Origin of the sequence: Pseudomonas baltica (genome assembly GCF_014235765.1) — a bacterium.
GTDB classification, from domain to species: Bacteria; Pseudomonadota; Gammaproteobacteria; order Pseudomonadales; family Pseudomonadaceae; genus Aquipseudomonas; species Aquipseudomonas baltica.
In genome coordinates, this window is sequence record NZ_JACMYH010000005.1 from 18,836 (window position 1) to 44,100 (window position 25,265).

The 25,265-nt window shown below is 63.5% G+C and carries 26 protein-coding genes and 1 riboswitch; of the genes, 14 read left to right on the forward strand and 12 right to left on the reverse strand.

The annotated features are described in order from the left end of the window. Nucleotides 1-31 precede the first annotated feature (31 nt). Together H7993_RS16335 and hemH are read left to right on the forward strand one after the other, a co-directional pair. Nucleotides 32-934 carry a TIGR01777 family oxidoreductase gene (locus H7993_RS16335; protein ID WP_185795015.1) on the forward strand — a complete coding sequence of 301 codons (903 nt, stop codon included), beginning with the start codon at nucleotides 32-34 and terminating at the stop codon, nucleotides 932-934. A 33-nt stretch (nucleotides 935-967) separates the two neighbouring features. After that, on the forward strand, nucleotides 968-1,993 hold the full coding sequence (gene hemH, locus H7993_RS16340; protein WP_122475212.1) for a ferrochelatase: 1,026 nt from the start codon (nucleotides 968-970) through the stop codon (nucleotides 1,991-1,993). Nucleotides 1,994-2,041: 48 nt separating this feature from the next. Here the strand turns inward: hemH and H7993_RS16345 are convergent, their stop codons facing one another. Both H7993_RS16345 and upp read right to left on the reverse strand, forming a co-directional pair. After that, nucleotides 2,042-3,304: a uracil-xanthine permease family protein gene (locus H7993_RS16345; protein ID WP_122475210.1), complete on the reverse strand. Its 1,263-nt coding sequence runs from the start codon at nucleotides 3,302-3,304 to the stop codon at nucleotides 2,042-2,044. A 3-nt stretch (nucleotides 3,305-3,307) separates the two neighbouring features. Further along, on the reverse strand, nucleotides 3,308-3,946 hold the full coding sequence (gene upp / locus H7993_RS16350; protein WP_122475209.1) for a uracil phosphoribosyltransferase: 639 nt from the start codon (nucleotides 3,944-3,946) through the stop codon (nucleotides 3,308-3,310). A gap of 172 nt (nucleotides 3,947-4,118) precedes the next feature. Between upp and H7993_RS16355 the strand changes: the two genes are divergently transcribed. From H7993_RS16355 to H7993_RS16365, 3 genes are all read left to right on the forward strand, one after another. Next, nucleotides 4,119-4,676, forward strand: coding sequence for a hypoxanthine-guanine phosphoribosyltransferase (locus tag H7993_RS16355; RefSeq protein ID WP_122475207.1), 558 nt, complete (start codon nucleotides 4,119-4,121; stop codon nucleotides 4,674-4,676). Nucleotides 4,677-5,088: 412 nt separating this feature from the next. Beyond that, nucleotides 5,089-5,568 (forward strand): hypothetical protein, encoded by a 480-nt coding sequence (locus H7993_RS16360; RefSeq protein ID WP_122475206.1) that lies wholly within the window; start codon nucleotides 5,089-5,091, stop codon nucleotides 5,566-5,568. A 68-nt stretch (nucleotides 5,569-5,636) separates the two neighbouring features. Further along, nucleotides 5,637-5,918, forward strand: a complete 282-nt coding sequence (locus H7993_RS16365) for a PA4642 family protein (protein ID WP_185795016.1) — start codon at nucleotides 5,637-5,639, stop codon at nucleotides 5,916-5,918. Between the two features lie 273 nt (nucleotides 5,919-6,191). On the opposite strand, the gene mqo is transcribed toward H7993_RS16365, so the two are convergent. Both mqo and H7993_RS16375 read right to left on the reverse strand, forming a co-directional pair. Further along, nucleotides 6,192-7,703 (reverse strand): malate dehydrogenase (quinone), encoded by a 1,512-nt coding sequence (gene mqo / locus H7993_RS16370; RefSeq protein ID WP_185795017.1) that lies wholly within the window; start codon nucleotides 7,701-7,703, stop codon nucleotides 6,192-6,194. Between the two features lie 583 nt (nucleotides 7,704-8,286). Then, nucleotides 8,287-8,520, reverse strand: coding sequence for a hypothetical protein (locus tag H7993_RS16375; protein ID WP_122475201.1), 234 nt, complete (start codon nucleotides 8,518-8,520; stop codon nucleotides 8,287-8,289). A gap of 180 nt (nucleotides 8,521-8,700) precedes the next feature. On the opposite strand from H7993_RS16375, the gene H7993_RS16380 reads away from it, so the two are divergent. Continuing rightward, the gene (locus tag H7993_RS16380) at nucleotides 8,701-9,294 is read left to right on the forward strand and encodes a YajG family lipoprotein (protein WP_122475200.1); all 594 of its coding nucleotides are present in this window, start codon (nucleotides 8,701-8,703) and stop codon (nucleotides 9,292-9,294) included. Between the two features lie 76 nt (nucleotides 9,295-9,370). Here the strand turns inward: H7993_RS16380 and H7993_RS16385 are convergent, their stop codons facing one another. Further along, nucleotides 9,371-9,577, reverse strand: coding sequence for a hypothetical protein (locus tag H7993_RS16385; RefSeq protein ID WP_122475701.1), 207 nt, complete (start codon nucleotides 9,575-9,577; stop codon nucleotides 9,371-9,373). 110 nt (nucleotides 9,578-9,687) lie between these two features. After that, nucleotides 9,688-10,854 (reverse strand): 1-acyl-sn-glycerol-3-phosphate acyltransferase, encoded by a 1,167-nt coding sequence (locus H7993_RS16390; RefSeq protein ID WP_185795018.1) that lies wholly within the window; start codon nucleotides 10,852-10,854, stop codon nucleotides 9,688-9,690. Between the two features lie 130 nt (nucleotides 10,855-10,984). Here H7993_RS16390 and H7993_RS16395 point away from each other — a divergent pair, with 130 nt between their 5' ends. From H7993_RS16395 to H7993_RS16410, 4 genes are all read left to right on the forward strand, one after another. Then, entirely contained in the window at nucleotides 10,985-11,167 is a 183-nt protein-coding gene (locus H7993_RS16395) for a CPXCG motif-containing cysteine-rich protein (protein ID WP_122475196.1), read from the forward strand. Continuing rightward, entirely contained in the window at nucleotides 11,167-11,427 is a 261-nt protein-coding gene (locus H7993_RS16400) for a putative signal transducing protein (RefSeq protein WP_122475195.1), read from the forward strand. The genes H7993_RS16395 and H7993_RS16400 overlap by 1 nt, the downstream gene beginning before the upstream one ends. 21 nt (nucleotides 11,428-11,448) lie before the next feature. Continuing rightward, nucleotides 11,449-12,069: an SOS response-associated peptidase gene (locus H7993_RS16405; RefSeq protein ID WP_185795019.1), complete on the forward strand. Its 621-nt coding sequence runs from the start codon at nucleotides 11,449-11,451 to the stop codon at nucleotides 12,067-12,069. 378 nt (nucleotides 12,070-12,447) lie between these two features. Then, nucleotides 12,448-13,269: a M48 family metallopeptidase gene (locus H7993_RS16410; protein ID WP_185795020.1), complete on the forward strand. Its 822-nt coding sequence runs from the start codon at nucleotides 12,448-12,450 to the stop codon at nucleotides 13,267-13,269. A 117-nt stretch (nucleotides 13,270-13,386) separates the two neighbouring features. Here H7993_RS16410 and H7993_RS16415 read toward each other — a convergent pair whose 3' ends face one another. The 3 genes from H7993_RS16415 to H7993_RS16425 all read right to left on the reverse strand — a co-directional run bounded on the left by H7993_RS16415 (nucleotide 13,387) and on the right by H7993_RS16425 (nucleotide 16,225). After that, on the reverse strand, nucleotides 13,387-13,971 hold the full coding sequence (locus tag H7993_RS16415) for a TMEM165/GDT1 family protein (RefSeq protein WP_122475190.1): 585 nt from the start codon (nucleotides 13,969-13,971) through the stop codon (nucleotides 13,387-13,389). A gap of 90 nt (nucleotides 13,972-14,061) precedes the next feature. Next, a riboswitch (yybP-ykoY riboswitch) is annotated at nucleotides 14,062-14,179 on the reverse strand. Nucleotides 14,180-14,221: 42 nt separating this feature from the next. Then, nucleotides 14,222-15,217: a methyltransferase gene (locus H7993_RS16420; RefSeq protein ID WP_185795021.1), complete on the reverse strand. Its 996-nt coding sequence runs from the start codon at nucleotides 15,215-15,217 to the stop codon at nucleotides 14,222-14,224. A 48-nt stretch (nucleotides 15,218-15,265) separates the two neighbouring features. Beyond that, a complete protein-coding gene (locus tag H7993_RS16425) occupies nucleotides 15,266-16,225 on the reverse strand; it encodes a 2-hydroxyacid dehydrogenase (RefSeq protein WP_185795022.1) in 960 nt (319 codons plus the stop codon). Between the two features lie 147 nt (nucleotides 16,226-16,372). On the opposite strand from H7993_RS16425, the gene H7993_RS16430 reads away from it, so the two are divergent. From H7993_RS16430 to H7993_RS16440, 3 genes are all read left to right on the forward strand, one after another. Beyond that, a complete protein-coding gene (locus tag H7993_RS16430; RefSeq protein ID WP_122475185.1) occupies nucleotides 16,373-17,002 on the forward strand; it encodes a LysE family translocator in 630 nt (209 codons plus the stop codon). A 112-nt stretch (nucleotides 17,003-17,114) separates the two neighbouring features. Continuing rightward, complete coding sequence (locus tag H7993_RS16435; protein ID WP_185795023.1) at nucleotides 17,115-18,989, forward strand: DUF1302 domain-containing protein; 1,875 nt, start codon at nucleotides 17,115-17,117, stop codon at nucleotides 18,987-18,989. Nucleotides 18,990-19,136: 147 nt separating this feature from the next. Further along, on the forward strand, nucleotides 19,137-19,835 hold the full coding sequence (locus H7993_RS16440) for a YiaD family glycine zipper/OmpA-like lipoprotein (RefSeq protein WP_122475182.1): 699 nt from the start codon (nucleotides 19,137-19,139) through the stop codon (nucleotides 19,833-19,835). Nucleotides 19,836-19,890: 55 nt separating this feature from the next. On the opposite strand, the gene H7993_RS16445 is transcribed toward H7993_RS16440, so the two are convergent. Together H7993_RS16445 and pta are read right to left on the reverse strand one after the other, a co-directional pair. Further along, on the reverse strand, nucleotides 19,891-20,769 hold the full coding sequence (locus tag H7993_RS16445) for an acyltransferase (RefSeq protein ID WP_185795024.1): 879 nt from the start codon (nucleotides 20,767-20,769) through the stop codon (nucleotides 19,891-19,893). A gap of 10 nt (nucleotides 20,770-20,779) precedes the next feature. Beyond that, nucleotides 20,780-22,876, reverse strand: a complete 2,097-nt coding sequence (pta, locus tag H7993_RS16450; protein WP_122475178.1) for a phosphate acetyltransferase — start codon at nucleotides 22,874-22,876, stop codon at nucleotides 20,780-20,782. A 226-nt stretch (nucleotides 22,877-23,102) separates the two neighbouring features. On the opposite strand from pta, the gene H7993_RS16455 reads away from it, so the two are divergent. Beyond that, the gene (locus H7993_RS16455) at nucleotides 23,103-23,588 is read left to right on the forward strand and encodes an FKBP-type peptidyl-prolyl cis-trans isomerase (protein ID WP_043192958.1); all 486 of its coding nucleotides are present in this window, start codon (nucleotides 23,103-23,105) and stop codon (nucleotides 23,586-23,588) included. A gap of 107 nt (nucleotides 23,589-23,695) precedes the next feature. On the opposite strand, the gene H7993_RS16460 is transcribed toward H7993_RS16455, so the two are convergent. Continuing rightward, nucleotides 23,696-24,883, reverse strand: coding sequence for a glycosyltransferase family 4 protein (locus tag H7993_RS16460; RefSeq protein WP_185795025.1), 1,188 nt, complete (start codon nucleotides 24,881-24,883; stop codon nucleotides 23,696-23,698). Between the last annotated feature and the right edge of the window lie 382 nt (nucleotides 24,884-25,265).

Here is a 25,265-nt window from a genome sequence, read left to right on the forward strand (position 1 = left end):
TGCAGACGCAACGCCACATTGGAGAAACCTTATGCACATATTGCTGACCGGCGGCACCGGGCTCATCGGCCGCAAGCTTTGCCAGCACTGGGTAGGGCAGGGGCATCGGCTGACGGTGCTCAGTCGCCAGCCGGGACAGGTCAAGCAGCTGTGCGGAGCCAGCGTGCGTGGCGTGGCGCAGCTCGAGGAAATCGGCGACGAAACCGTGGATGCAGTGGTCAATCTGGCCGGCGCGCCGATTGCCGACCGTCCGTGGACGGCGCGGCGCCGGGCGTTGCTGTGGAGCAGTCGGATCACCCTCACCGAGCGCCTTCTGGCATGGCTGGAAAGCCGTGCGCAGCGGCCCGAAGTGTTGATTTCCGGCTCGGCGGTAGGCTGGTATGGCGATGGTGGCGAACGTGAATTGAACGAGACTTCGCAGCCGGTCAAGGAGGACTTCGCCAGTCACTTGTGCATTGCCTGGGAAGAGACGGCCCTGCGCGCCGAAGCGTTGGGCGTGCGGGTGGTGCTGGTACGCACCGGGCTGGTGCTGGCAAGTCAGGGCGGCTTTCTCAAGCGCCTTGTGCTGCCGTTCAAGCTGGGGCTGGGAGGCCCGATCGGCAGTGGCCGGCAATGGATGCCGTGGGTTCATATCGACGATCAAATCGCCTTGATTGATTTTCTCTTGCACCAGACCCAGTGCCGCGGTCCCTATAATGCCTGCGCGCCGGAGCCGGTGCGCAACCGTGAATTCGCACGACAACTGGGACGTGCCCTGCATCGCCCGGCTTTCCTGCCGCTGCCGTCGCTGTTGCTCAAGGCGGGGCTCGGCGAGCTGTCAGGGCTGTTGCTCGGTGGCCAGCGCGCACGCCCGGTGGCGCTGCAGGCCGCAGGTTTCAATTTCCGCTACAGCGAACTATCCGCCGCCCTGACCGAACTGTCGCGGCGCCTCTGAGCTCTAAACGACGAACCTGAAATAGGACGCTGCATGACCGATCACGCCCTGCTGCTGGTCAACCTGGGGTCGCCCGCATCGACCCAGGTGGCCGATGTACGTAGCTATCTCAACCAGTTCCTGATGGACCCTTATGTCATCGACGTGCCGTGGCCGCTGCGGCGTCTGATCGTGTCGCTGATTCTGGTCAAGCGCCCCGTGCAATCGGCACACGCCTATGCCTCGATCTGGTGGGAGGACGGCTCGCCGCTGGTGGTCCTGACCCGGCGCCTGCAGGCGGTCATGGCCGAGCAGTGGCGCCATGGTCCGGTGGAAGTCGCCATGCGTTATGGCGAGCCTTCGCTGGATACGGCGCTCGCGCGCCTGGCCGAGCAGGGGGTGCAGAAAGTCACCCTGGCTCCGCTTTATCCTCAGTTCGCCCAGAGCACCGTGACCACGGTGATCGAGCAGGCACGCAAAGTGGTGCGCGAGCGCAAGCTGGCCATGCAATTCAGCGTGCTGCAGCCCTTCTATGACCAGCCGGAATACGTGGATGCCTTGGTGGCCAGTGCCAAGCCCTACCTGGCGCAACCCCATGACCACCTGTTGATGAGCTTCCACGGACTGCCCGAACGGCACCTGACCAAGATCGACCCTACCGGCGGCCACTGTCTGCGTTCCGCCGACTGCTGCCAGAATGCCCCGCCTGAAGTGCTTGCCGTCTGCTATCGCGCGCAGTGCCTGCGTACGGCCAGTGCCTTCGCCGAGCGCATGGGCCTTGCCGACGGTAGCTGGTCGGTGTCCTTCCAGTCGCGACTGGGCCGGGCCAAGTGGATCGAGCCCTACACCGAGGCGCGTCTGGATGAACTGGCCAAACAAGGGGTGAAGAAGTTGCTGGTGATGTGCCCGGCGTTCGTCGCCGATTGCATCGAGACCCTGGAGGAGATCGGCGACCGTGGGCGCGAGCAGTTCTGCGAGGCGGGGGGCGAGGAGTTGGTGCTGGTGCCGTGCCTGAATGATCACCCGCAATGGGGTGAAGCGTTGAATACCCTGTGCGAGCGGGCACCCTTGATGCTTTGACGCTGAATCTGCCAGCAGGGAGCGCCGCCATGGCGCTCCCTGACGGCTTCAGGCCTGCGAGTCCTTTTTCCAGTCACCATGCCCCGGCAGCAACAGGTTCAGGGCAATCGCCACCACGGCGCACAGGGCAATGCCCTTGAGGCCGAAGTCATCGGGCCCGGTTCCGGTGCCGACCAGCACCCCGCCGATACCGAACACCAGGGTTACCGAGACGATCACCAGGTTGCGCGCCTCGGCCATGTCGACCTTGTGACGAATCATCGTGTTCAGGCCCACCGCTGCGATGGAACCGAACAGCAGGCACAGGATGCCGCCCATCACCGGTACCGGAATGCTCTGCAGCAGCGCGCCGAACTTGCCGACGAACGCCAGGCTGATCGCGAAGATCGACGCCCAGGTCATGATCTTGGGGTTGTAGTTCTTGGTCAGCATGACCGCGCCGGTCACTTCCGCATAAGTGGTATTGGGCGGTCCGCCGAACAGGCCGGCGGCAGTGGTGGCAATGCCATCGCCCAGCAGGGTGCGGTGCAGGCCGGGTTTCTTCAGGTAGTCACGACCGGTCACGCTGCCCACGGCGATCACGCCACCAATGTGCTCGATGGCCGGTGCCAGCGCCACGGGCACAATGAACAGGATGGCCTGCCAGTTGAACGCCGGCGCCGTGAAGTGTGGCAGGGCCAGCCAGGAAGCTGCGGCGATCTTGGCCGTGTCCACCACACCGAAGACGAATGCCATGGCGAAGCCCACCAGTACCCCGGCGATGATCGGCACCAGGCGAAAGATGCCCTTGCCGAACACGGCGACGACGATGGTGGTGAGCAGCGCCGGCATGGAGATCCACATGGCTGTGGCGTAGGGGATCAGTTCGGTGCCATCGCCGGCCTTGCCCATCGCCATGTTGGCGGCGATCGGCGCCATCGCCAGGCCGATGGAGATCACGACCGGGCCGATTACCACGGGCGGCAGCAGGCGATCGATGAAGCCGGTGCCCTTGATCTTCACTGCAAGCCCAAGGAAGGTGTAGACGAATCCGGCCGCCATGATCCCGCCCATCGTCTCGGCCAGGCCGAACTGGCCCTTGGCGAGAATGATCGGTGTGATGAAAGCAAAGCTCGATGCCAGGAATACCGGCACCTGACGACCCGTCACCAGTTGGAACAGCAACGTGCCCAGGCCCGCAGTGAACAGCGCCACGTTCGGGTCCAGGCCAGTGATCAGCGGCATCAGTACCAGCGCGCCGAACGCCACGAAGAGCATTTGCGCGCCTGACAGCACCTGCCGCCAGAGCGGATCGTTGAACTCGTCCTGCATGGGTCAGGCGTCCTTCTGCTTGGTGCCGAAGATCTTGTCACCGGCATCGCCCAGCCCGGGGATGATGTAGCCATGCTCGTTCAGGCGCTCGTCGATCGAGGCGGTGTAGATCTGCACGTCGGGATGTGCCTTTTCCACGGCGGCAATGCCCTCGGGGGCAGCCACCAGCACCATGGCGCGGATTTCCTTGCAGCCGGCCTTCTTCAACAGGTCGATGGTGGCAACCATGGAACTGCCGGTGGCCAGCATCGGGTCGATGATCATCGCCAGGCGCTCGTCGATTTCATCGACCAGCTTTTCCAGGTAGGTGTGCGCCTGCAACGTATCTTCGTTGCGCGCAACGCCGACGGCGCTGACCTTGGCACCCGGGATCAGGCTGAGCACGCCGTCGAGCATGCCGATGCCGGCGCGCAGGATGGGCACCACGGTGATTTTCTTGCCCGCGATCTTTTCGACCACCACCGGGCCGGCCCAGCCTGCAATTTCGTAGTTTTCCAGGGGCAGATCCTTGGTGGCCTCGTAGGTGAGCAGGGCTCCCACTTCCTGGGCGAGCTCGCGGAAGTTCTTGGTGCTGATGTCGGCACGGCGCATGAGGCCGAGCTTGTGGCGGATCAGCGGGTGGCGGATCTCACGGATAGGCATGGGGAAAGGCTCCGAACGGGCAAAAAAACGGCGGTAGATTAATCTATTGTATCGGGCTGTCCTATAGACATACTGCACGTTAGTGCATGAAAGCCTGGATTGTGCTTGATTCATGCCAGGTGTGTGCGTACCTTTGCCCGCTTTTCTTCCACCGCCCCCCTTGGAGAGCGTCATGTCCGCTGATCTCGAGCACATCCGTCAAGTCATGCGAGAGGCCGACTGCCTGTACACAGAAGCCCAGGTCGAGGCTGCCATCGCCAAGGTCGGCGCGCAGATCAACGCTGAACTGGCTGACCGCAACCCCGTGGTGTTCTGCGTGATGAACGGCGGGCTGATCTTCTCCGGCAAGCTGCTGACCCATCTGGATTTCCCACTGGAGGCGTCGTACCTGCACGCCACCCGCTATCGCAACGAAACCCGCGGCGGCGATCTGTTCTGGAAGGCCAAGCCGGAAATCTCTTTCATCGACCGCGACGTGCTGATCATCGATGACATCCTGGACGAGGGCCACACGCTCAGCGCCATCATCGATTTCTGCAAGCACGCCGGCGCCCGCGCCGTGCACACCGCCGTGCTGATCGACAAGGACCACGACCGCAAGGCCAGTCCCGACCTCAAGGCCGACTTCGTGGGTCTGCCGTGCATCGACCGTTATATCTTCGGTTACGGCATGGACTACAAGGGCTACTGGCGCAACGCTGCGGGTATCTTCGCCGTCAAGGGGATGTAAGGCCTCCCTCCCGAGACCGACCCCGGGTTTATTGCATTCCTCCAGACCCATGGCACGCACCGCCGACGCGGCTCGCGCCGCTGCTACAGGGATTGCGGGCGCTGTCGGACGTGGCTTGCGCCGCTGCTACAGGGGTCGCGGGCGCTGTCGGACGCGGCTTGCGCCGCTGCTACAGGGATTGCGGGCGCTGTCGGACGCGGCTTGCGCCGCTGCTACAGGGGTTGCGGGCGCTGCCGGACGCGGCTTGCGCCGCTGCTACAGGGATTGCGGGCGCTGTCGGACGCGGCTTGCGCCGCTGCTACAGGGATTGCGTCGTTCTTGTAGCAGCGGCGCGAGCCGCGTCCGGCCTCGCTGCAGACCCGCCCTCCTTACAACATGCTAAAGTCCGCGGCTCTTCCACAAGGAGCCGCCCATGCGCCTGACCGTTGCCGCCATTGCTTTGCTGACCTGTCTGCCGCTGGCCGCAGCGCCTGTGCATGGACTCGTACATGAACAGTTCCTGCCGCCCGATGAGCAGTCCCTGCGCGAAGGCGATCCGCAGCAGCAACTGGTGCAGGTGACCAGCTACTCGGTGGTCATGGGCAATCAGCGCCTTTCCAACCAGCAGCCCATACCGGTGACCGCGCCCATGCTGTTGCGCTTGAAGGGCAAGGCATTGAGCAAGGACGCGAAACTGGCCGAAGTGCTGATCACCTTCGATGGCGAGAGCAAAAGCCTGAAGCGGCCAGCCTTCGATGCGGCCACTGGCACCTTGGCCCTGACCTATCCGCTGAGCCAGTACCGGATCCTGCTCGACCTGCTGCGAAACGACACCGTCTACGTGCAGTTCCTCAGCTACCCCAATGGGCATGTCTGGGCCGATCTGCACACCGGCAGCCTACGCGCGCGTTGAGCCCATCGCCAAGCCGAGGGTAAACTGCCTGCCCCGTGAATGACCGTGATAGCGAGTTGGAGTCGGTAATGCGTAAAGACAAGAAGCAATTGATTGGCGACGAGATCGGCGATGAGCAGATCAAGCTGTTCCTGAATTTCGAGCCGGTCGATGCCACCTCGCCGTCGCTGCACAAGCTGATCAAGGCGTACCGTGGCCTGCGCGTCGATGATTTCGCACGCTTTCTGGTGTTCTTCAAGGAAGCCGGTTACGAGCTCGACGGCAAGGACGAGCACGGCAACGATTTCATCACCTTGATTCGCAACCAGCGCAACGCCCAGGAATACATCGACCTGATCCAGCGAGCCTGAAACGACCCCTGTAGCAGCGGCGCAAGCCGCGTCGGCGGCACGCGCGGTTGTCTGTAGAAACGCGGTGAGCCCGGACGCGGCTTGCACCGCTGCTACAAGGGCGGTGTGCACGGACGCGGCTTGCACCGCTGCTACAAAGGCGGTGTGCACGGACGCGGCTTGCACCGCTGCTACAAGGGCGGTGCCACCGGACGCGGCTTGCACTGCTGCTACGGGAGCGATGCAATTCCCTGTAGCAGCGGCGCGAGCCGCGTCGGCGGTACATGCGGTGTATCAGGCGTAATGCTGCACGCCGTCCGCTTTTTCCGCGAGCTCGAGCGCCACGTCGCTGTCATGGCTGACGCGACGGTAGGTTTCGGCATCGTTCGCCAGCACCTGTTCACGTGCAGGGAAGATCTCCGACAGCTTGGTCGCCCACGCCTGTGATCGGGTCTGCTCGGGGAAGCAGCGTTCCAGCAGGTCGAGCATGATCGACACGGTCACCGAGGCACCTGGTGATGCACCGAGCAAGGCCGCCAGCGAACCGTCGGCGGCAGACACCAACTCGGTGCCGAATTGCAGCACGCCGCCTTTCTTCGGATCCTTCTTGATGATCTGCACGCGCTGGCCAGCCACCTCCAGGCGCCAATCCTCGGCCCGGGCCTGCGGGTAGAAGCGCCGCAGCGAATCCAGGCGCTGCTCCATGGACTGACGCACTTCGCTCATCAGGTACTTGGTCAGGTCCATGTTGTCGCGGGCCACGGCCAGCATCGGGCCGATATTCGCCGCGCGCACCGACAGCGGCAGGTCGAGGAACGAGCCATGCTTGAGGAACTTGGTAGTAAAGCCGGCGTAAGGGCCGAACAGCAGCGACTTGTTGCCATCGACCACGCGAGTGTCCAGGTGGGGCACGGACATGGGCGGTGAGCCCACCGCCGCCTGGCTGTAGACCTTGGCCTGGTGCTGCTTGACCACTTCGGGATTGTCGCAGCGCAGCCACTGGCCGCTGACCGGGAAACCACCGAAGCCCTTGCCTTCTTCGATCCCGGACATCTGCAGCAGTGGCAAAGCAGCACCGCCTGCGCCGAGGAATACGAATTTGGCGTCGATCTCGCGGGTATTGCCGGTGTTGACGTCCTTGACGCTGACCGTCCAGCCAGTGCCCTTGCGCGCCAGGCCGGTGACCTTCTTGCAGTACTTCACCTGCGCGCCGGGTGCGCTGGCCAGATGAGCCAGCAGTTTGTTGGTCAAGGCGCCGAAGTTGACGTCGGTACCGCCCATCACACGGGTGGCACTGATGTGCTGGTCGGCGGGACGCCCCGGCATCATCAGCGGCATCCACTCGGCCATCTTTGCCTTGTCTTCGGTGTATTCCATGTCGGCGAAGGCATGGTGGGCCTTGAGCATTTCATAGCGCTTCCTGAGGAAGGCCACACCCTTGTCACCCTCGACATAGCTCAGGTGCGGGACCGGGCTTATGAACGAACGTGCCGAGCCGAAGCTGCTCTTCCTGCTCAGGTAGGCCCAGAACTGCTTCGAGACCTCGAACTGAGTGTTGATCTGTACGGCTTTCTTGATGTCGATGGAGCCATCGGCGGCCTGCGGCGTGTAGTTGAGCTCACACAGGCCGGCATGGCCGGTCCCGGCGTTGTTCCACGGATTGGAGCTCTCCGCGGCACCGGAGTCCATGAGCTCGACGACTTCCAGCTTCAATGCCGGGTCGAGTTCCTTGAGCAGTACGGCCAAGGTGGCACTCATGATGCCGGCCCCTACCAATACCACGTCGACTGCTTCGTTTTGCGCCATTTAACGCGTCTCCAAAATCTTCAGCACCCATTGACAGCATGGGACCCCGGTACGTCTGTGCAGGCCTGGGTCGCCATGTCCGAATCTTCGCAACTGCATCGCTGAAATGGCCTGTGCCGACAAGTCTGCCGGGCATTGCCCATGAACTCACGTTCGGCCCGCCAACGCCATAGGACCATGGTTGATACGTGCGTTCAGCGAACTGGAGCCATCATGCGAAGCGTTCGATCCTTTCTCGTTGGGCTGTTCGGGACGCAGATAGTGCTGGTACAGATCCAAGACTTTTCATTTGCTCGCCACACTCTTGTGAAGTTGTGAAACCCGTTTATTTCACGCTCTTTTGGAGTCGTGAACCTCAAGAAGGCTGCTTGGAGGATCGGCAGCGGCAGGGTGGCACGAGCGAATGGAAACGCCAGCGCGTGACCTGCGTGGGCGGCTCTCTGTGGGCGGTGCGGAGGCCAAGACGAGTGTGTTGGCAGTGCTGCGAGGCCCGATCAGGAGACGTCCTTATAATCGGGGGAAGATTATAGCGATGAAACGCGGCGAGTTGATCGTTATTTACAGGCTTTTGGTGACCGGCCGGTCAGGCGTGCACGGCCCGAATCCCGCCAGCCCCCGTGGCACGGGAGCTGACGCGGGCATGGGCAGGCAATGGCTGGCCCAGCCATTGTGGGCGAATATCGCCAACCTCGACCCAACCCTCGCCGACGGGCGCCTGCTGGCACTGCTTGAAGGCGCGGCACAGGCCCTGCTGGTCGAGCGCGACGTAGCAACGGTAGGGCTGGCTGGCGCTGAACAGAGACTTGAGAAAACCCATGAGCGATTCTCCGTGCGGTGGCGTGCGGTGGACTGTAGACGCGATACTGCCCGCCGACGGTGACAGGCTGATGACACGGACCGCACCGCACTGGCCTGCACGCGTTTCATGGCTGGTCCATTGCCCGCAGGCCCCGCTATACTCGCGGCTTATCCACTGCCCGTTGCCGGAGAGATGCGCATGTTGCACCGCCTGTTGTTCGCTATGATCGCTGTGACCAGTCTGACGTTGGTCGGTTGTGCCAACAGCCCGCAACAACTCAGCCCTCAGCCGCGCCTGACCTCGCAGTTCGCCGCCGTTGGCCAGGGCCAGGCAGTGGCCGTGCGTGTGGTCGACGGTCGACCTTCGCCGACCCTGGGCACCCGTGGCGGCCTGTATCCGGAAACCAGCGCGGTCAGCGTTGCCGCCAACGACGTGCTGCCCAAGCTGCAGGCCCAGGCCGAAGCGGCCGTGCGCCTGCTCGGCTTCACGCCCACCGGCAACAACGGCAGCGCACCCACGTTGACCATCACCCTGGCCGAGCTCAAGTACCAGTCGCCCAAGGACAAGATGTACGTCACCGAGGCCAACATCGGCGCCACGTTCAAGGCCGACGTGACCAACGGTGGCCGCCACTACAGCGGCCGCTATGGCGCTTCCTTGAACCAGCGTTTCGGCATGGCGCCGAACCAGGAAACCAACACCAAGCTGGTCAGCGATGTGCTGAGCGATGCGCTGACGCGCGTGTTCAAGGACGCCACCATCGGCCAGACCCTGTCCCAGAGCAATTTCTGACAGCCTCTGCCAGCCATGAAAAAGCCCGCGATGTTCGCGGGCTTTTTCATGGGCCGGATTCGACTGCGTGCAGGCTTCAGGCCGCCTGCATGTGAAAGTCGAGCACGCTGATGCCCGTGCCCAGGTCCAGATCGGGCCAGTCACCGTGCTGATGACCGCCCAAAGCGCAATACACCAGCCACTGTCGGTCCTGGACATTGAACGCCAGCGCGTCGATCAGGGCTTCCTGCTCGTCGCTGGCGGTAATGTGGTAGAGGCGATCCTGGTTCAGGGCGTGCAGCATGACGGGCATCCGAAGCGTGTTGGGTGAGGGTGCAACACGATGCCTGTTTTGTATGAAGGGCTAATGACGGTGCCATGACGGCCGCATTACATCCTGCACGCTGGCTGACCCTAGAGCGGCAGCCCTGCCTTGACGCGATACTGGTTGCGCACCGGCGTGGCGTATTGCACCACCAGGAACGGTCGTTGTTCCACCGGGCACTCGCGCAGCCGTCGCAGCCATTCGGCACGCGCCTTTTCCAGCTCGGCGGCCGGAAATACATCGGCTGCGACAGGCACCTGCAGTTCGGGATCAGCATCCGCCCACTGCGCGTAGGCCAGGTAGTGCACCGGGAACAGGCGATAGCCGCCCAGGATCTGCCGATCGATCTCCATGGCCAGCTGCTTGGTGTCTTCGAACGACTCGGTGATGGGCGAGGCAAAGTTGATGTGCACGCGGCCCTTGTAGCCGGTAATGCCCTGGGCAATGCTGACGTCGTCTTCGCCAGGTGCCTTGTTGTAGGCGCCCTTGGTTGCACGGATGTACAGCTCGCGCGCCTTGGCCTGATCGCAGGGGTCGTATTCGTAGCTGATCGACACCGGCGTCAGGTTCAGCGCCTTGATGGTTTCGCCGAAAGGCTCATCCTTGCGGCTCATGTGAAACATCTTGAGGATCGCCGAGTCGGTGCGGTCGTCGCCGTCCTTGGCGCGGCCTTCGGCCTGGGCAATCCAGATCGAGGCGCAGTCGTGGCGGATCGAGTGGTTGATGTAGGCCGAGAGCAGCTGGTAGGACGCCAGCTTTTCACGCCGCCCAACCAGCGAGCGATGAACGATGAAGCTTTTGTTCAGGCGCATCAGGTCGCTGACGAAAGGCTTCTGCAGCAGATTGTCGCCGATGGCAATGCGCGGCGTCGGCAGGCCTGCGTGGTACACGGCGTAGTTGACGAACGCCGGGTCCATGACGATATCGCGATGGTTGGCCAGAAACAGGTACGCACTGCCGGACTTGAACTGCTCGACACCGGTGTAGGTCACACCGTCGGTGGCGCGGTCGATGGTGTGGTCGACGTAGAATTCGACCTTGTCCTGCAGAGTAGCGACGTTGTTGACATCCTTGAACTCGCGGCGCAGGCGCCGTGCGATCAACGGCTTGAGCAACCAGCCAAAGGTCTTGGCCTGACGCGGGAAGCGGAAGTGGGTGAGGATATCCAGAAATGCCGGGTCGCTGAGCAGCCGTGCCAGAACGGCAGGTACTTCGGCGTCGTCGTACGGTCGGATGGCATCGAATTCGCCCATCATGCTCTCTTGTTGGAAACGGCTAAGGTAAAGGTACAGGCGCAAGGTTGTGGGCAAAGGGTAGGGGCCCATGTAGCCAACGGCCTGCAAACAGAGTGGCGATTATACGCACAAGTGAGCCGTGGAGGCCGCGATGCTGGAAACCCAAGATTACGATTGCCCCTATTGCGGAGAGCCGGCCGAAGCGGTGCTCGACCTGTCGGGTGGTGATCAGCACTATATAGAAGACTGCCCGGTGTGCTGCCGCCCCATCGTGTTCGCGTTGCACACCGACGGCGAGCAATGGTCGCTGCACGTGCGCAGCGAGAACGAGTGATGCAGCGCATCTACGAGCCTGCGAGCCTGCTCGAAGCGCAGATGCTTTTGGGCATGCTGGAGAACGAAGGAGTGGGTGTGCATCTGGCTGGCCGGGATCTGGTTGGCGGCATGGGCGACCTGCCCGCGATGGGCCTGCTGGGTTTGCTGGTGGCCGACGAGCAGGCCGATTACGCACGGCAGTTGATCGGTGAGTACAATGCCGCGCTGCCCATGTCGGGCGACGAGCCCGACAGTTTCCCCGGGGTTCTGCTGTGCTAACCCCTCAAGAGTTTTTGCCTGATGTGTGGACGTTTTGCCTTGTTTCGCTGGTCACCCGGTTTCGCCGCACAGGAGGGCTTTCCCGAAGGCCAGCAGGCGCAGTGGAATATTTCCCCGGGTGATTCGGTGCTGATCCAGCGTCGGGAGGGAGAACGCTCGACCCTGGCCAAGGCTCGTTGGGGGCTGACCCCGCCGTGGCTGACCGATCTGTCGCGAACCCCCGCCCATGCACGGGCCGAGACGGTGGCCGAGCAGCCGATGTTTCGCGAGGCCTTGCGTCTGCGGCGTTGCCTGATTCCGGCCAACGGCTTCTACGAGTGGCGGGGCAATGTGCGCAAGCGGCCTTTCTGGCTGACGCCAGGGGAGGGTTCATCATTGTTTTTCGCGGGTATCTGGGAAGCCTATCCGGTGCAGGAGCAAGTCTGGTTGAGCACTGCAGTGGTGACTCAGCCGGCCATGAGCCAGCGCCGGCCGTTGATCCTCGATGCCGCCGGGCAGGCAGCCTGGCTGGACCCGGAAACCCCCTTGGCTGCCCTGCAGTCGTTGCTCGCCGCACCTCAGGCCGCCCTGCGCGAGCGTCCGCTGGCCAATCTGGTCAACGACCCCAAGCTCAATGCCCCGGAGTGCCTGACCCCGGCGTGAGTCTTTGCACAGACCGCGTCGCCTGTTCGCGGCCACGGACCGCTCCTACGGGCGCGCGCGGGGTACAACTGTACCGACCGCGTCGCCTGTTCGCGGCCACGGACCGCTCCTACGGGCGTGCGCGGGGTACAACTGTACCGACCGCGTCGCCTGTTCGCGGCCACGGACCGTTCCTACGGGCGCGCGGGGTGCAACTGTACCGACCGCGTCGCCTGTTCGCGGCCACGAACCGCTCCTACGGGTTCGCGCGGTGCAACTGTAGGAGCGGTCATCGGCCGCGAAACAGGCACCGCGGTGCATCGGCCGGACTGCTTGCGCAGGTGTCGTGTCCGATACTCACCGTGTAGGATACCCGCCAGGTTTCCCAGGAGAGTCCCAATGGGCAAGTTCTTCATTCCGGCCACCTTGGCCGTCAGCCTTCTGCTGGCCGGTTGTCAGGCCGTCAACACCACCAGCTCCGGCGCCGTGGGTGTCGATCGCAAGCAATACATGTTCAGCATGTTGTCCACCGATGAAGTGAACAAGATGTACGCCCAGTCCTACCAGCAGACCTTGACCGAGGCCAGTGGCAAGGGCGTGCTCGACAAGACCAGCGCCGAAGCCAAGCGCGTCCAGGCGATCGCCGATCGGCTGATCGCCCAGGCGCCCAAGCTGCGCCCGGATTCGGCACAGTGGCAATGGGAAGTGAACCTGATCAAGAGCGACGAGCTCAACGCCAACTGCGGTCCCGGCGGCAAGATCATTTTCTACACCGGCCTGATCGACAAACTGAAACTCACCGACGACGAGATCGCCGCCGTGATGGGCCATGAAATCGCGCATGCCTTGCGTGAGCACGGCCGCGAGTCGATGTCCAAGGCCTACGGCATCCAGATGGCCCGCAACGGGGCAGGGGCGCTGCTGGGGCTGGGCGAAGACAGCCTGAAGCTGGCCGATACCGTGGTCAACTACAGCCTGACCTTGCCCAACAGCCGCGGCAACGAGAACGAAGCCGACCTGTTCGGGCTGGAGCTGGCGGCGCGTGCAGGGTACGACCCCAATGCCGCCATCACCCTGTGGAACAAGATGACGGCGGCAGCAGGCAGCAATTCGCCACCGGAATTCATGAGCACACACCCGGCTTCAGCCAGCCGGATATCGTCACTGCAGGCGGCCATTCCCAAAGTCATGCCGCTGTACGAGCAGGCGAAGAAATCCTGATGGATCGCGGCGCCTGATTCGCGGGCAGAGACCCGCTCCCACAGGGGACTTCCCATACAAGAATCCCCTGTAGGAGCGGTCAGCGGCCGTGAAAGCCGCGCCGCCGCTCCGAGCACCTTACACCCAGCCGCTGACCTTCATCGCCTGATACACCGCAACGAACGCCAGAATGAAAAACGCCCCCGAGGCCAGCCGGCGGATCAGCGTCAGCGGCAGCTTGTCGGCGGCAAAATTGCCCGCCAGTACCACCGGTACATTGGCAATCAACATGCCCAGCGTGGTGCCGATGATGACCATCAGCAAGTGCGGGTACTGCGCAGCCAGCATCACCGTCGCGACCTGGGTCTTGTCGCCGATCTCGGCAATGAAAAACGCGATCAGCGTGGTCATGAACGGCCCGTAGCGCCGCGCGGTGTTGGCTTCGTCGTCGTCGATCTTGTCCGGTATCAGGGTCCACAGAGCGGTCGCGGCGAAGCTTGCCGCCAGGATCCAGTGCAGGGCGGCGTCGGAGAAGAAGCCGCTGAACCAGGCGCCTACTGCACCTGCCGCCGCATGGTTGGCCAGGGTTGCGGCGACGATGCCGGCGATGATCGGCCAGGGCTTGCGAAAGCGTGCCGCAAGGATCAACGCGAGCAACTGGGTCTTGTCGCCAATTTCGGCCAAGGCCACCAGCCCGGTAGGGACAAGCAGGGATTCCAACATCAGGAGCGTTCCTATGGGGGCGGGTCGACACGGCTATGACACGAACAGCCTCCCCGCCCCGGGTAAGGTGTGCGTGTCATAGGTCTTGTCAAACCCGGGCCGTCTGTGCGGCCGCTGGGTCGCACGCGCCATGGCCTGAGGGCCAAGTATGTTGACGCGTGCCATGCGAGCTGGCGCTCGCGGGAGACTACTCCCCTAGGACGGTGCGGATTCTGCCTAGGCAATCACGATAGGGCAAGCGAAGATTTGGCTATTTGATGGCACGATAGACCTTGAAGCCGCGCCCCTCGGACAGCGTCTGGCAGCGCCCGAAAGCGCCCTCGATCAGCGGTTGATAACGCAGGAAACTATTGGCAACCAAGCGAAGTTCGCCGCCTTTTTTCAGATGTTGGCTGGATTTTTCCAGCAGATTCTCTGCGGCGTGGTAGCTGGTGTGCACCCCGGCATGGAACGGCGGATTGCTGATGATGGCATCCAGATGCAGCGGCGCGGCGTCGATACCGTCACCGGTAATGACATCGGCATCCAGCCCGTTGGCCGCCAGGGTCAGACGGCTGCTGGCGGTGGCGAAGGCATCGACATCGAGCAAGGTCAGCTGGTTGTCCGGGTAGCGCCGCTTGAGACTGGCGCCGACCACGCCGGCGCCGCAGCCGAAGTCCAGCAGATGGCCGCGAGGAAGGCCACCGATGTGATCGAGCAGCAGTTCGGTACCACGGTCCAGCCGACCATGGCTGAATACCCCCGGCAGGCTGATCACGGTCAACGGCTCACCGGCGATCTCCAGCTCATAGCGCTGCGCCAGGCTTTCCAGGTCCACGGCCGCTGGTGCCTGGTCGACAGTCACCTGCCACAGCTGGCAATGCCGTGCGCTGTCCAGCTTGCGCGGTTTGCCGAAGGCATGCAGCAACTTCGCCGCGCCCTCGATGCCGCCACGCTTCTCGCCCACCAGGTACAGCTCACGCCCCTGCAACCGAGCGGCCAGGGCATTGAGCAGGTAGCTGGTCAGGTCGCGGGACTTGGGCAGGAACAACACCGCGCCATCGAACGGCGTCTCGGGGACGTTGACGCCGAAATGGCTGCGACCCTCGAAGCGCGCGTCCAGCGCTGCCTGGTCGCCGGCATGCCAGCACCAGCCGGCGGCGTTCGGCAACTGGCCGAAGAGGTCGTCGGCAGGCAGCCCGGCCAGCAGCAGTTGCCCTTGAAACAAGTTGGCCTGACGAAGCAGCACTTCACTGCGCGGGTCCATGGGAGGGCTCCTGGCAAAAGCGCGGATTCTAGCAGACCAGGGCCGGTTTCAGACGCTGCGGATGGGCTGGCCAGCGAAGAAGGCCGTGGCATTTTCCGCCAGTTGGCCAATGATGCGCTGGCGCGCCTCGACACTGCCCCAGGCACTGTGCGGGGTAATGATCAGGCGTGGGATATCGTCGGCCAACAGGGGGTTGCCGTCTACCGGTGGCTCGACGCTGAGCACGTCGGTGGCCGCACCGCCCAGGTGGCCACGACGCAAGGCATCGGCCAGGGCCTGCTCGTCGATGATGCCGCCGCGCGCGGTGTTGACCACGAAGGCGCTGGGCTTGAGCAGCGCCAGCTCGGGTGCGCCGATCATGTGTCGGGTGTGCTCGTTGAGCGGGCAGTGCAGGGTCAGCGCGTCGATCTGCGGCAGCAGTTCATGCAGCGGCAGGCGATCTGCGCGTGCCGGGCGGCCGGGAATCTGCCCCGACAGCACGCGCATGCCGAAGGCTTCGGCCAGCCTGGCAACCGCGCCGCCCAGCTCGCCATGGCCCAGCAGGCCGAGGGTCTTGCCCTCCAGTTCGACGATGGGGAAATCCAGCAGGCAGAACTGCTTGGCTTGCTGCCATTTGCCGGCCGCGATGGCGCGCTGATAGTCGGGCAGTCGGGTCGCCAGGGCGAGCAACAGCATCAAGGTGTGCTGGGCCACCGATGGGGTGCCGTAGCCCTGACAGTTGCACACGGTGATACCCAGCTTGCGCGCGGCCGCAAGGTCGACGTTGTTGGTGCCCGTGGCCGACACCAGTACCAGCTTGAGGTCCGGGCAGGCCTGCAGGGTCGCGGCATTCAGGGCGATCTTGTTGCTGATGACCACGTTCAGGCCGCGCAGGCGCTCGGGCAGTTGCGCAGGCGTCGTGCTGGGGTAGAACTGCAGGTCTTCGAAGCAGGCCTTGAGCGCGGCAGGGTCCAGGTCACCCAGGTCCAGGGAGCTGTAGTCGAGGAAGGCGGCACGGGTAGCGGGCATGGGTGAACCTCTTGAAGGGGATGTGGATGTTCTACCATAGCTGCTGGATGAAAATCTTGTGGCCCTGGCCTGCTGACCTGAGGTAGCGTCCGGGGCTGTTTTTTGCAATCACCGTGTTTGCATCTGCCGCGCCTGGAGCCTGCCGTCATGTACTGGACCGAATTTCTCACCGTTGCCTTCATCCACTTGCTGGCGGTGGCCAGCCCGGGTCCGGATTTTGCGGTGGTGGTGCGCGAAAGCGTCAGCCACGGACGCCGGGCCGGTCTGTGGACCGCGCTGGGGGTGGGCACGGCGATCTTCGTCCACGTGGGCTATTCACTGCTGGGGATCGGCCTGATCGTGTCCCAGTCCATCGTGCTGTTCAATGTGCTGAAGTGGGCCGCTGCGGCGTACCTGCTCTACATCGGTTTCAAGGCCCTGCGCGCCAAGCCGGCCGCGGTCGACGTGCAGGCCAGCAGCGCGGCGCCGGTCCAGCGCACGCCCAAGGGCGCGTATGTGGCCGGGTTCATGACCAATGGCCTGAACCCCAAGGCCACCTTGTTCTTTCTTTCCCTGTTTACCGTGGTCATCAGTCCGCACACGCCGCTGCCGGTGCAGGCCGGTTACGGCGTGTACCTGGCGCTGGCCACGGCGCTGTGGTTCTGCCTGGTCGCCATGCTGTTCAGCCAGCGCCGGGTGCGCGAAGGCTTCGCGCGCATGGGCCATTGGTTCGACCGCGCCATGGGCGTGGTGCTGGTGGCGCTGGGGGTGAAGATCGCCCTCAGTGAAATACGCTGAAACCTGCCGCGCGCTGGCGTCGGATAGCGCTTCTGGCTGGCTATAATGGCGGCGCAGTGCCCCTTGCCAGCACCCTAACGAACAGAGAACAGCGGAACATGGATCAGCGTCGATGAACTCAGTACACCTGTCCTGTCGCCGGGCCAGATTACCCCTGGCAGTTGGTCTGGCGACGCTTGCCGGGCCGGCGCTTGCCGTCAGCTTCAACATCGGCGAAATCGAGGGGCAGTTCGATACCGCGCTGTCGGTCGGCGCCAGCTGGTCCACGGCCGGGGCGAACCGCAACCTGATCGGCGCCAACAATGGTGGCTCGGGCCTGTCGCAGACAGCCGACGACGGTCGCTTGAACTTCAAAAAGGGCGAAACCTTTTCAAAGGTCTTCAAAGGGCTGCACGACCTGGAACTGAAATACGGCGACAGCGGCGTGTTCATTCGCGGCAAGTACTGGTACGACTTCGAACTCAAGGACGAAGGCCGTCCCTTCAAGGACATCAGCGACGTCCATCGCAAGGAGGCCGCGCAGTCCTCCGGCGCGCAGCTTCTCGACGCGTTCGTCTACCACAACTACGCCATCGCCGATCAGCCAGGCGGCGTTCGTCTGGGCAAGCAGGTGGTCAGTTGGGGCGAGAGCACCTTCATCCAGAATGGCATCAACGCCCTCAACCCGATCGACGTCTCGGCCTTGCGCCGACCCGGTGCCGAGATCAAGGAAGGGCTGGTCCCGGTCAATCTGTTCTACGTCTCGCAGAGCCTGACCGACAACCTCTCGGCCGAGGCCTTCTACCAGCTCGAATGGGACCAGACGGTGGCTGACAACTGCGGCACGTTCTTCGCCCGGGCAGACGTTGCCGCCGATGGCTGCAGCGACAATCTGCGCCTGCTGAGCAAGCGCTCGGGCCTGCCTGCCGCTGATCTTCCAGCGCTTGCCGCTGCCGGTGTGAATGTCAACGAGGAGGGGGTGCTGGTGCGCCGCGGTGCGGACCGCGATGCGCGCGACAGTGGCCAGTTCGGCGTGGCGCTGCACTACAACTACGACCCCCTGGACACCGAGTTCGGTGCCTACTTGATGAATTACCACAGCCGCCTGCCGCTGTTCAACGCCACCGGCGCATCGACCGCGACCTATGCGTCAGCGTCGCGCGCCGGGGCCTTGGCGCCGTTGCTGGTGGCCGGCAATTCCAGCTACTTCTACGACTACCCCGAAGACATTCGTCTTTACGGGCTGAGCTTTTCCACCACGCTGCCTACCGGCACTGCCTGGAGTGGCGAAGTCAGCTACCGGCCCAATGCACCGGTGCAGCTCAACACCACCGACATTCTCTATGCCGGTGCGCGCCCGCTGGGCGGCACCTACAGCAATGCGTCGCTGCTCGACGGCACGCCCGGCCAGGACTTGAAGGGCTACCGCCGCAAGGAAATCACCCAGCTGCAGACCACCCTGACGCATTTCTTCGATCAGGTCATGGGCGCAGATCGGTTGACCGTGGTGGGCGAGGTAGGCGTTACCCATGTCGGTGGCCTGGAGAGCAGTTCGCGCAGGCGCTACGGTCGCGACGCGGTGCATGGTCCCGGTGCGTTGCCCGCCACCAATGGCCTGGACACCTGCGCAACCCTGCTCAACAGCGCTACCCTGGCCGCTGCGGGTCCAGGTGCCTCGACCAGCAATCGTTCGCGCAACTGCACCGACGGCGGTTTTACCACCAGCACCGCATGGGGCTATCGTGCCCGCGCCATCTGGGACTACAACAGCGTGCTCGCCGGGATCAACCTGCGCCCCAGCGTGGCGTGGTCGCACGATGTGTCCGGCTATTCGCCGAGCCCCGGCGGCAACTTCGAGGAAGGTCGCAAGGCGGTCAGCCTCGGGCTCGATGCCGAGTACCAGAACACCTACACGGCGAGCCTGTCGTACACCAACTTCTTCGACGGCAAGTACACCACGGTGGATGACCGCGACTTCCTCGAACTCAGCTTCGGCGTGCATTTTTAAGCGGCTCTTTGCAAGCTGCAGGCGTCGAGCCTGGTCGGCCCGGTGTGGGGAATCTTTCCCGGGGTTTGCCGTCCAAAGCAGTCATAGGTCCATGACCCGCCGTATTTTGTTTTGCAGATTTCCGCCTTCTTGTAGTAGGAGTTGCCCATGTTTACCTCGCGTCGCTTGATCACTGCCGCCGCTGCCATCGCCCTGTTGTCCGGGTGCGCGTCGCAGAATCCGTATGAAAACCAGGGCCAGGCCCAGGGTTCGTCGGGCATCAGCAAGACCGCCAAGTATGGCGGGCTGGGTGCACTGGCCGGTGCCGTGGCCGGTGCCGCCATCGACCACAACAACCGCGGCAAGGGTGCCTTGATCGGCGCTGCCGTGGCGGGTGCCGCTTCGGCAGGCTATGGCTACTACGCCGACCGCCAGGAAGCCGCGCTGCGTGAAAGCATGGCCAACACCGGGGTCGAAGTGCAGCGCCAGGGCGATCAGATCAAACTGATCATGCCGGGCAACATCACCTTCGCCACCGACTCGTCGAACATCTCCAGCAGCTTCTACTCGCCATTGAACAACCTGGGCAATTCGTTCAAGCAGTTCAACGAGAACAACATCGAGATCGTCGGCTACACCGACAGCACCGGCAGCCGCCAGCACAACATGGACCTGTCGCTGCAACGCGCCCAGGCGGTCAGCAACTACCTGACCTCCCAGGGTGTCGATGGCTCGCGCCTGTCGGTCCGCGGCGCAGGTCCCGACCAGCCGATCGCCAGCAATGCCGACGCCAACGGCCGCGCCCAGAACCGCCGTGTCGAAGTCAACCTCAAGCCGATTCCAGGCCAGCAATACCCGCAGCAGTAATCACTGCTTCGGCCATGAAAAATCCCGCTCTGACAGCGGGATTTTTCATGGGTGATCAGTGTGTCTCGAGTCGCTCGAGCGTCGCGTCCTTCTGCGTCCACAGCGCGTTGACCCATGCCTGGAAGCGAGCCCGGTACTCGTCGTCCTGATCGTAGCTGTGGCCGATGAATTGCGCCGGAATCGGCAGCTCTTCGAACAGCACATGAATCTCGCCCACCCGACCGCACAGCAGATCCCAGAACCCGGGGGCGCCCTTGGGATAGAACACCGTCACGTCGACCATCGACTGCAGTTGCTCGCCCATGGCATCGAGCACGAAAGCAATGCCACCGGCCTTGGGCTTGAGCAGGTGGCGAAACGGTGATGCCTGGGCCGCGTGCTTGGCCGGGGTGAAGCGCGTGCCTTCGGCGAAGTTGAAGATGGCGGTCGGCTTGCCGCGAAACTTGGCGCAGGCGCGCCGCGTGGTGAGCAGGTCTTCGCCTTTCTTTTCCGGGTGCCTGGCCAGGTAGGCCTTGGAGTAGCGTTTCATGAACGGGAAGCCGAGCGCCCACCAGGCCAGGCCAATGACCGGCACCCAGATGAGCTCGCGCTTGAGGAAGAACTTCAGCGGGCGAATGCGCCGGTTCAGCACGTATTGCAGCACGAGGATATCGACCCAACTCTGGTGGTTGCTGGTCACCAGGTAGGAGTGCTGGTAGTCCAGGCCCTGCAAGCCCTCGACTTTCCAGCCGATACCGCCGAGCAGGTTCATCCAGGCCTTGTTGTTGCTGATCCAGGCTTCGTGGATGTGGCGCATCAGTTCGTCGGTCACACGCTGCGCCGCCGCGAACGGCAGGCACAGCTTGATCAGGCTGACGATGAACAGCGGCGTGCAGCAAACGAGGGTGTTCAGCGCTAGCAGCAGCGCGGCGCACAGGCCGGTAAGCGTTTTCAAGAGAAGGGTCCTAGAGGTCGATGGTGCGGTTGGCCTGGATGGCAGTCAGGGCAATGGTGTAGACGATGTCATCGACTTGAGCGCCACGCGGCAGGTCGTTGACCGGTTTGCGCAGTCCTTGCAGCATCGGCCCCAGGCTCACGCAATCGGCGCTGCGCTGGACCGCCTTGTACGTGGTGTTGCCGGTGTTCAGGTCGGGAAACACGAACACCGTCGCGCGGCCGGCGACCCGGCTGTCCGGGGCCAGTTGGCGCGCCACGTTTTCATTGGCGGCCGCGTCGTATTGCAGCGGGCCGTCGATCAGCAGGTCGCGCTGGATCTCCTGGGCCAACTGGGTGGCCTCACGCACCTTCTCGACTTCTTCGCCACTGGCCGAGTTGCCACTCGAATAGCTGATCATCGCCACTCGCGCGGCAATGCCGAAGGCTTCGGCGGAGTCGGCGCTCTGCAGGGCGATCTCTGCCAGTTCCGCAGCGCTGGGGTGCGGGTTCATCACGCAGTCGCCATACACCAGCACCTGATCGGGGAACAGCATGAAGAACACCGAGGACACCAGGCTGCAGCCGGGCGCGGTCTTGATCAACTGCAGGGCCGGGCGGATGGTGTTGGCGGTGGAGTGGACGATGCCCGACACCAGACCATCCACTTCATCCAGGGCCAGCATCATGGTGCCGATCACCACGTTGTCTTCCAGCTGCTGCTCGGCCATGGGCGCGTTCAGGCTTTTGCTCTTGCGCAGGGCAACCATCGGCTCCACATAGCGACCGCGGATGAGGTCGGGGTCGAGTATCTCGAGCCCTTCGGGCAGCGCGATGCCGTGGGCGCTGGCGACCGCCTGCACCTCGTCTGGCTTGGCCAGCAGCACGCAGCGTGCAATGCCGCGCGTCTGGCAGATGGCGGCCGCCTGGATGGTCAGGGGGTCGTGACCTTCGGGCAGCACGATGCGCTTGTCGGCCTGTTGCGCGCGTTGGATCAGCTGATAGCGGAATACCGCCGGTGACAGGCGCAGTTCGCGCGGGGTACCACAGCGCTGGTGCAACCATTGGGCATCCAGATGGCCAGCGACGAAATCGGTGATGATCTCCGCGCGCTCGCGGTCATCAATGGGGATTTCCTTGTTCAGCTGGTTCAGGCGCGTGGCGGTGTCATAGGATCCCGTGCTCACCGACAGCACCGGCAGGCCGGCCTGCAAGGCGCCCCGACACAGCTCGAGAATGCGCGGGTCGGGCAGGGTGTCGCTGGTCAGCAGCAGCCCGGCCAGGGGCATGCCGTTCATGGCGGCCAGGCTCACTGCCAGAATGATGTCGTCACGGTCGCCTGGGGTGACCACCAGAACCCCCGGTTTGAGCAGCTGCACGGTATTGAGCACCGTGCGCGCGCAGATGATGATCTTGTTCATGCGCCGCTGCTCGTAGTCACCGGCGTTGATCACCTGGGCGCCGAGCAGCTCGGCCACGTCGCGCGTGCGCGGGGCGTTGAGGTCGGCCTGATAGGGAATGCAGCCGAGCAGGCGAAAATCGCCGCCACGCAGCAGGGGCGAGTGTTCCTTGAGACGGGCGGCGAAGACGTCCATGCCTTCATCGGTGCGGACCTTGTTGAGGATGACGCCCAGCACCTTGGGATCACGCGGGCCCCCGAACAGTTGCGCCTGCAACTCGACCCGGCCGGAAAGCTCGGCGAGCACTTCGTTCTCGGCACTCGACACCAGAATCACGTCGGCATCCAGGCTTTTCGCCAGATGCTGGTTGACCCTGGCCGCATAACTGGCGTGGCGCGTGGGCACCATGCCTTCGACGATGACCACATCGTTGCCGACGCAGGCCTGCTGGTACAGCGTCAGGATCTCTTCGAGCAACTCGTCGAGCTGACCGTCGCCGAGCATGCGTTCCACATGGGCCAGGCCCAGGGGCTTGGGAGGTTGCAGGCCATGGGTACGGGCGACCAGTTCGGTCGAGCGTTCGGGGCCCTGATCGCCGGGATGTGGCTGGGCAATGGGCTTGAGAAAGCCGACTTTCAGGCCGGCGCGCTCCAGGGTGCGCACCAGCCCCAGGCTGATGGAGGTCAGGCCGACGCCAAAATCGGTCGGCGCGATGAAAAATGTTTGCATGCGAGCTTCTCGGGTGAGCTTCGGGCTGCACGCTACAAGCATCACGCCACGGCCCGCAAGTAGAAACGAATCGCGCCGCGGGCAGTCATAACCTCAAGATGCGTGCAGAAGGCCCAATGGCCGCGCGCATCGTGTCCGGTCGACCACTGGCCGAGTGGGTTCGCTTTCACGCCATCCCTTGGTTACACTTGGTCGTTCTACATTCTTATGCAAAAGGTCTTACCTCATGCTGATCGCCGCCAACAAGGCTGTCTCCATCGAATACACCCTGACCAACGACGCCGGTGAGGTTATCGACAGCTCCGCCGGCGGCGCGCCGCTGGTCTATCTGCAGGGCGCTGGTAACATCATCCCCGGCCTGGAAAAGGCGCTGGACGGCAAGCAGGTCGGCGACGACCTGGACGTCGCCATCGAGCCTGAAGATGCCTATGGCGAGTACGCGGCCGAGCTGGTCAGCACCTTGTCGCGCAGCATGTTCGAAGGCGTCGACGAGCTGGAAGTGGGCATGCAGTTCCACGCGTCCGCGCCTGATGGCCAGATGCAGATCGTGACCATCCGCGATCTGGATGGCGACGACGTCACCGTCGACGGCAACCACCCGTTGGCCGGTCAGCGTCTGCACTTCAAGGTCAAGGTCGTCGACATCCGCGACGCCAGCCAGGAAGAAATTGCCCACGGCCACGTGCATGGCGAGGGTGGTCATCACCACTGATCTGGGCAAGGCGCTCTTGCGAGCGGCCAGGCGCAGATGCAACAAGGGGCACGTCAACGACGTGCCCCTTTTTTTGCCCCGCCACATCGCTACCCCTGTAGGAGCGGTCAGCGGCCGCGAAGGGGCGCTGCGGTGTTGGCCAGGGCCACCGGAGACGTCACGTAGCACGCACCGCTCAGCTGCTTCTCGAACTGCTCGACGATGGCCGCCCAGCCCTGACGGCTGGCATGTCGGCGCGCATTGAGGCGGACCCGCCGCAAGTTCTCTTCATTTTCCAGCAACCAGCCCGCCGCCTCGAGAAACGCCGCCTCGTCGCCCGGCATGGCCAGGGCGCCACTGTGCCCGTGGCGAATGTGCTGCGCGGCGGCGGCCTCATCGTAGGCCACCACGGCCAGCCCTGATGCCTGTGCTTCCAGAACCACGTTGCCGAAGGTTTCAGTGAGGCTGGGAAACACGAAGATATCGCCGCTGGCGTAGTGTTCAGCCAGCACCTCGCCGCGCAATGCCCCGCAGAATATCGCTTCGGGCATTTTTTGCTGAAGGCTGCTTCGCCGCCCCCCGTCACCCACCACGATCAACTTCATCACGCGCTGTGGATACTGCGCCTGCAGGTGGCTGAAGGTGCGCGCGAGCAGGTCCAGATTCTTCTCTCGCGCCAGGCGTCCGACATGGATCACCGCCAGGTCGCCCTCCGCCAGTCCCCAACTCTGGCGCAACGTCAGGCTGCGCCGCGCAGGATGAAACAGCTGACCATCGACGCCGCGCGCCAGCAGATGCAAGCGCTCGAAGCCGCGTCGTTGCAATTCCAGGCGTTGGCCGTGGCTGGGCACCAGGGTCATGTGCGTACGGTTGTGAAACCAGCGCAGATAATGCGTCACCACACGCGTCAACAGCCCCAACCCACTTTGTGCTGCGTATTGCTGGAAGTTGGTATGAAAGCCGCTGACCACCACGATACCCAGCAGCCGTGCCGCGCGCAGTGCGCTCAAGCCCAGTGGACCCGGTGTGGCGACATACACCACATCGGGCCGCCTCGAGCGCCAGTGCCGCACCAGCCGTCGCCCGGACGACTCGCCCCACTGCAGCCCCGGATAGCCGGGTATCGGCCAGCCGCGACACAACATCACATCGTCGCCGAGGCCTCTGTCCTGTGCCTGTCGCGGACGCACCACATCCACACGGTGCCCGCGGCTGCGCAACCCTTCGCACAGATACTCGAGCGTACTGGCGACCCCGTTTATCTCGGGGGCGAAGGTTTCGGTAACCAGGGTGATATGCAGAGAGGGAGCTGTCATCAGCTTAGTTTCGAAGCGTTGTGTTGCGCGAGTGTGGCGCTTTCATGAGGTTTTTATGACTTCAAGTTTCCAGTCGAACAGTATTTCGCGTAATTCCTGCCACGGATGTTGTGGCTCGCAACTGTCATTAGCGCATTTCGCCATGTGATTCGAATTGAAAGGCTGAGAAGAGGTTGAATACGTTTGCAATCCGCCGCACTCGACGCAAAAGATTTCACGTTCCATGATATGCCAGGAAACATGCCAGTGCTTCAGTCGTTTATCAGCGGAAAAAGTCGGAATCATCACAGCCTCGCGATGGTTGCAATTGCGACGTGGGAGCAAGCGTACAGTATCTTGATAGAGTTTCATGACGAAGCGACCGAGCCTACACATGAGCGGG